At 58.0% G+C, this 6,000-nt stretch carries 7 protein-coding genes; 3 read left to right on the forward strand and 4 right to left on the reverse strand.

Annotation, left to right across the window (positions count from 1 at the left end):
* Positions 1-20: 20 nt before the first annotated feature.
* On the forward strand, positions 21-473 hold the full coding sequence (locus HKD40_RS12635; protein WP_169196132.1) for a DUF192 domain-containing protein: 453 nt from the start codon (positions 21-23) through the stop codon (positions 471-473).
* 3 nt (positions 474-476) lie between these two features.
* Here the strand turns inward: HKD40_RS12635 and HKD40_RS12640 are convergent, their stop codons facing one another.
* Complete coding sequence (locus HKD40_RS12640; RefSeq protein WP_169196133.1) at positions 477-1,163, reverse strand: hemolysin III family protein; 687 nt, start codon at positions 1,161-1,163, stop codon at positions 477-479.
* 166 nt (positions 1,164-1,329) lie between these two features.
* Between HKD40_RS12640 and HKD40_RS12645 the strand changes: the two genes are divergently transcribed.
* Entirely contained in the window at positions 1,330-2,376 is a 1,047-nt protein-coding gene (locus tag HKD40_RS12645) for a metalloregulator ArsR/SmtB family transcription factor (protein ID WP_169196134.1), read from the forward strand.
* Positions 2,377-2,388: 12 nt separating this feature from the next.
* Here HKD40_RS12645 and HKD40_RS12650 read toward each other — a convergent pair whose 3' ends face one another.
* On the reverse strand, positions 2,389-3,222 hold the full coding sequence (locus tag HKD40_RS12650) for an HAD hydrolase-like protein (protein ID WP_282567623.1): 834 nt from the start codon (positions 3,220-3,222) through the stop codon (positions 2,389-2,391).
* Between the two features lie 387 nt (positions 3,223-3,609).
* Here HKD40_RS12650 and HKD40_RS12655 point away from each other — a divergent pair, with 387 nt between their 5' ends.
* Entirely contained in the window at positions 3,610-4,455 is an 846-nt protein-coding gene (locus HKD40_RS12655) for a division plane positioning ATPase MipZ (RefSeq protein WP_248306053.1), read from the forward strand.
* A gap of 39 nt (positions 4,456-4,494) precedes the next feature.
* Here the strand turns inward: HKD40_RS12655 and HKD40_RS12660 are convergent, their stop codons facing one another.
* Positions 4,495-5,214, reverse strand: coding sequence for an LrgB family protein (locus HKD40_RS12660; protein WP_169196137.1), 720 nt, complete (start codon positions 5,212-5,214; stop codon positions 4,495-4,497).
* Entirely contained in the window at positions 5,211-5,618 is a 408-nt protein-coding gene (locus HKD40_RS12665) for a CidA/LrgA family protein (RefSeq protein WP_248306574.1), read from the reverse strand. Before HKD40_RS12665 ends, HKD40_RS12660 begins: the two co-directional genes overlap by 4 nt.
* Between the last annotated feature and the right edge of the window lie 382 nt (positions 5,619-6,000).

The raw sequence follows: 6,000 nt of genomic DNA on the forward strand, positions 1-6,000 counted from the left end.
CCCTACCTGACGAGGACCTCATGATACACAGCGTAACCCGCACTCTCGCCGCCGCTGCGACGGCTCTTGTCGTTGCGCTGCCGTTGGCTGCGTATAGCCAGGAAGAGGGCCTGACGATAAAGTCGGCGACCGGTGATCATGTGTTTACGGTTGACGTTGTCGATACGCCTGAGACCCGTGCCAAGGGCCTGATGAATGTCCATGAGCTCGCGCCAGACGCTGGCATGCTCTTTGACTTCAAAGAAGAGCGTCCCGTTGCTTTCTGGATGATGAACACCTTCATCCCGCTCGACATGCTGTTCATCACCGCGGATGGCACCATCAAGAACATTCACGTCAACGCCGTCCCGCATGACAAGACCTCAATCCCTTCGGATGGTCCTGTGCAGTATGTGCTTGAAGTGCCCGGCGGACGCACCGTCGAATTGGGCATCGAGGCTGGCGACAGCGTCGTTCATTCGCGCATTCAGTAACCGCTACATCCGTGCAACGATCATACAGTCAATGACGGCCCAAAGGTGCAGGCTTGCCCCTGCCACCACAAACACGTGCCAAAGCGCGTTTTGGAAGCGAAGCTTTTCCCACACGTGGAAGATGATCCCCGCCGAATAGGCGACGCCGCCTGCCAGCAACAGCCATAGGGTTGTTGGGGGCAGGGCGGTGGCAAGGGCGTTGAACACGAAGATGCCGCTCCAACCAATCCCGAGATAAAGCGGGATGGCAACGCGCCCAAAACGCTCTGGCACGATCAGCTTTAGCGCTACTCCGACGAGCGACGCGCCCCAGACAATTGCCATCATCGTAATCCCGAGTGTGGAATTTCCGAGCACTGCCAAAAATGGCGTGTAGCTACCCGCGATGAAGAGAAAGATGGCCGCCTGATCAAGGCGCGCCCACACGTGTTTCCAGGAATTGTGGGGCCATAGATTATAAGCGAGCGATACGCCCAAGACGAAGATCAACGTGCCAACGTAAATCGACAATGCGGGCACCGCTTCCGGGGCGGTCTCGAAGGCTGTGAGCGTCAGCAGAGCCGAGCCAGCGGCAATCGCCACTATCAGGCCTAGGACATGCACCACCGCGTCGGCCACCATTTCGCCAACCGAATATCGGCGGCGCGGGTCGAACTGCATGGCATTGGTGCTGTAACTGGTCTGTTTCATGTTTGGCCTTTTCCAGCATCCTGTGGGACGGGAATGACCGAAACCTTTCTTCAGTTCCGCAAAATACGGCCATGGTCTAGAATGCTCTAACAATCTCAGTGAACAAACTCTGAGGAAGTTGCGTGCTCACTTGACGGGTAACTCTGATGTTACTTTAAACCAGAGTATGAAGCGCAAGACCAAAGCCCCCATCGCAGTTTATTCCGCACTCGGCGACGCTACGCGCTGCCGCATTATCGAGATCCTCATGCAGGGGCCTATTCCCGTGCATAAGCTCGCGGACGCCTTCACGATCAGCCGCCCGGCCATTTCGCGCCATTTGCGCGTGCTAAAGACGGCGGGGCTCGTGGTTGAGGTGAAGAAGGGGCGCGAAAACCTCTACACTCTTAAAACCAAGCCGCTGGTGAAAGCCACCGATTGGGTCGAGCTTCTGCTCAGTAAAGCGGTCGTGGATGATGAAGCCGATGTGCTCGTCTCAGCCGACGAACAGGTAACCGTGTCGGCTCCGGTCGCTGAAAGTTTTGAAGCCACTGAACACGCCCACAGCGCGCCAGTGTTACCTGCCGAAACGGAAGACCCGCAGCACGTTGAGCTGGGCGAATATATTGCGCCGGTGTTTGACGAAGAAGCGCTTGCATCTGAACAGCCAGATGACATGACCTCCGAAGCCGAAGCCGAAGCCGAAGCCGAAGCCGAAGCCGAAGCCGAAGCCGAAGCCGAAGCCGAAGCCGAAGCCGAAGCCGAAGCCGAAGCCGAAGCCGAAGCCGAAGCCGAAGCCGAAGCCGAAGCTGAAGCCGAAGCCGTATTTGCGGCCATGGATACTTTGGAAGACGCTGAGGTCTTTAGCGCGCCTGCTTATGCCTCTACCGACGATACGCCGTTCTTCGACGGGGAGGAGCTCGCTGCCGCCGCTGAGGACTTCGTTGTCGAGGATGAAAGCGTCCTGCAGGGCACGGATTTGGAAGAGGCAGCTTCTGAGGTCGGCGTCACGCAGCCTGTGTCGAGCGATGCCAGTGCCGCTGACGCAAAGCCCGTGGACGACCTAGAGTCGATCTTCGTCATTCAGTCCGAGGCGGATCTCGCTGCTGAAGCGGCAGCACTAGCTGCGGCCGAAGAGGCCGCAAAGGCCAAGCAGAAGCCAAAGAAGAAAGACAAAAAAGTCGAAGCCGAAGAGATTGAGCTTTCGATCAACCAAATGGGCTTCGACTTCTAAAGAGGTCGGCTGTTAGACGACAGGCGCAGCGACAGGACCATACATCGGCAGCGAGTAATCATCGCTGTCGAAGGCGTTATGGACCGCGCGTTCAAAATCAGCTGCACACCACATAATCTGCGAATTCGGGATGCGCTGTTCGATCGCGCCAAGTGCTGCTCTTGCGCCCAAGGCGATCGGGCGAATGGTGTGGCCGATAATTTCCGAAGCCGCTTGTGCAGCGGCAATGTCTTTACGCTGGTCGCCAATGTACCAGATCACGTCGGTCCGGCGGAGGTCGCGGCCAATATTGGACAGCGCTTCGAGGATCGAATCTGGCCACGGCTTTCCGCGGCGTACGTCTTCACGGAACACGGCCGTCGAGAAATACTTCCGCAGATCGAAAGCTTCCAGCACATCATGGCCATAGCCACGGCCAAGGCCGTTGCTGACGACGCCAGTGGCAACACCTTCGGCGTGGAGGCGCTCGAGGACGCAACGCATGTTCTCGCATGGCGAAAGCATCTCGTTGACCGTCTTACGACGCACTTTGTGGATCGCGCGGTGAACCAATAACCGCGGTGGGCGTTGTTCTTTTAAGCGCTGGCGACGCTGCAGACGGAATCGTGCTGCGAGCCGTCCACCCTTATGGGAACAGTCGTCCAAGAATTCGAGCATTTGCAGCACGCGTGGATTGACGTGGTGCACCAGGGTCCCATCAAGATCGAAGAGGACGATGGTTGGTCGGTTCGCTTGGTTAGCCAGAGGTTCAGCTCCCGTTAGACGATAGTTAAAATGGCCTAAATTTGTCCGCCGTACAACCCTGCAGGGCCAACCCCGCGCCCACTTGCCGCGGAGAAGCCACAATATCGGGCGCTCAAATCCGATCTTTCCACTGCTCTGAGCCCGAACAAATTCCCAAAAAGCTCAGGGTTATCGACCAGTTGAGCGCTCTATTAAGTCTCTGACCTGAGCTGGAAATTTATTCCCGAACGCTGTGGCGGGTCCCAGAGAGTGGCCCTTGGGACTTCGCCCTCCAGAAAATGCACTTGGAAGAACTCCCATGGCCGGGCGCAAGGTGCCTCCCGCTCGTTCATGCAAGGTGAAGGCGCGGCGTCTTTTGCCAGACTCACCATGTGCCGAAGCGCAAAACCACGCGGCATAAGCGCAGTGTTTTGGGGTACTCTTAAATCCTTATTAACCATGCGAGCCGTTGATGGCATTAAGGGTAACTCCTGTGATTTGGAGGCGGAATTGGGCCAGCAACGCGCGCACGTCATTGTGGTGGGAAATGAGAAGGGTGGCTCCGGCAAGTCGACCTTGTCGCTGCACCTAGCTGTCTATTTGCTGCATCAAGGTTTTCGCGTTGCCACGGTCGACGTCGATAGCCGCCAGCAAACGCTGACCCGCTACATCCGCAATCGCCGCAATACGCTCGACACCACGGGCCGTGACATTCCTATGCCAAAGCACGTCCATGTGCCCACTGGCTGGAGCGACTCGATCAAGGAAAACCAAAAGGCCGAGCTCGAGCTCTTTTCGCGCTCGATGGATAAGCTTTACGACGAGGTCGATTTCATCGTCATCGACACGCCGGGATTTGATGCTCATCTCGCCCGTCTCGCCCATAGTGCAGCCGACACGCTTGTGACCCCCGTCAACGACAGCATGATCGACCTCGACGTGTTGGCGAAAATTGACGTGCGCACCGGCGATCCAGAAAGTCTCTCGCCTTATTCCAAGAACGTGCAGCGCGCCCGCGCCGAGCGCCAAATCGCCACCGGCGCTCCAAGCGATTGGGTCATTGTCCGCAACCGCATCTCGGCGCTCTCTAACCGCAATGGCGCGAGCGTGCATGATAGCGTGGTGAAAATTGCCGATGCACTGACCTGCCGCGTCGCCGATGGCATTGCCGAGCGCGTGATCTTCCGCTCGCTCTTCCCCATCGGCATGACCGTGTTTGATCCATTGGACGCCCAGCTCTTGGGCGCGGCGCCGTCCATGTCCCACGTCAATGCGCGGCAGGAATACCGCGATCTGGTCGCCATGCTGCATTTGCCAGACCCGCGTCTCGCGCAGGACGAACGTCTCTCAGCATAAAAGAAAGCGGCGCCGAAACGCCGCTTTTTGTCTGTCTGGCTACGCGCCAAACAACACTTGTAAGCCCACCACGATCAGCGCTGTGAACGCGCCATTGAGCGCCATGCCAATGCCTGAGAACGCGCCCCCCACGTCGCTCACCTGCAAGGCGCGGGCGGTGCCGATGCCATGCGAAGTTACGCCGACAGCAAAGCCACGCGCCGCATAGTTCTTGATCTTGAGGGCGTTCATCAGAGGCGTAACCAAAATAGCCCCGGTAATGCCCGTGGAGATCCCCAAGACGGCGGCCAGCGATGGAATGCCGCCAAGGCTCTTGGCTAGCTCCATCGCAATCGGCGCACTGACCGATTTCGGGGTAATCGACGCGATCACCTCAGCCGGCGCGCCAAAGAGATAGACAATGCCCACGGCGCTCGCCATGGCCACGATAGCTCCCACCACCAGTGATACCGCAATTGGCACCAGCGAGCGCTTCACCGCGTCGATATTCCGGAACAAGGGGATCGACAGCGCAACGGTTGCTGGCCCAAGCAGGAAGTGCACGAACTGCGCCCCCTCAAAATAGGTCGGGTAGCTCGTTCCGGAGATCAGCAGGATCGGAATGATGATCGCGGCGCTGATCAGCACATTGTTGGCAAAGGGAGAGCCTTTGAAGAATGCCCCGATCTTGAGCGAGGTGGCATAGGCCACCAGCGTCACTGCCAGCCAGGTGAGGGGGGAGGCTGCGAGATATACCCAAACGCCCGTCAGCCCGGTCATGGCTTGCCTCGGTTTATTAGCTTTTCTGTCAGCAGGAACGTGCCAACCGTCGCGAGCAGTGTCAGCACCGTTGAAACGACCAGCGCCAAGACAAGGGGAATGCCCCAAGCCAGCACGAGATCGCCATACTGCATCACGCCCACTGCCGCAGGCACAAATAGCATTGCCAAAATGCCGAGGAGGGCATTGCCGACAGCCATCACCGAGCGACGCTGTTTTGGTAATCTGGGCAGCAGCGCCAGCAAGAGCAGCATTCCCGCCACAGGGCCGGGGAAAGCAAAACTAGGCAGCACAATGCGGATCGCATGCACCAGCACTTCCCCCGCCAATTGACAGAGGATGAGAATGGCAAACCCGGCGACATAATCACCGGGCTTTAGCGGCTGTTCTTCGATTGGGGGCACCGAAATCTCCGTTGTGAAGCGTGCATAGGGCTGCCGCTTCGCTGAGCTATTGCGCCCGACATATGCCGCTCCCCGCCAAGACGCAATCGCCTGCCTCGGCCCTGTCACATCTGCCGCATGAAAAAAGACAAAGCTTGTCAGTCAGATAGGCAGGCGTTTTGAATCAGTTTCGCCACAACCCGATAACTCACTCCCACCTCGGCGAGTTCCTTCTGCCCTTCCATCCACGACCGCGATGCACGCCTCCCCCTTCAGGGGGACTGTTCATTTGGGACTCCTTATGAGGTGTCTGTTGAAGAACAGATTGAGCGTAATCTCGAGCATCTGCACTGTTTTGGAGACGCGCTTTGTCCGCCGATTGAACCGCGCAAGATTGTCCCTG

The sequence above is a fragment of the Devosia sp. MC1541 genome, from assembly GCF_012847305.1.
Lineage (GTDB): Bacteria > Pseudomonadota > Alphaproteobacteria > Rhizobiales > Devosiaceae > Devosia.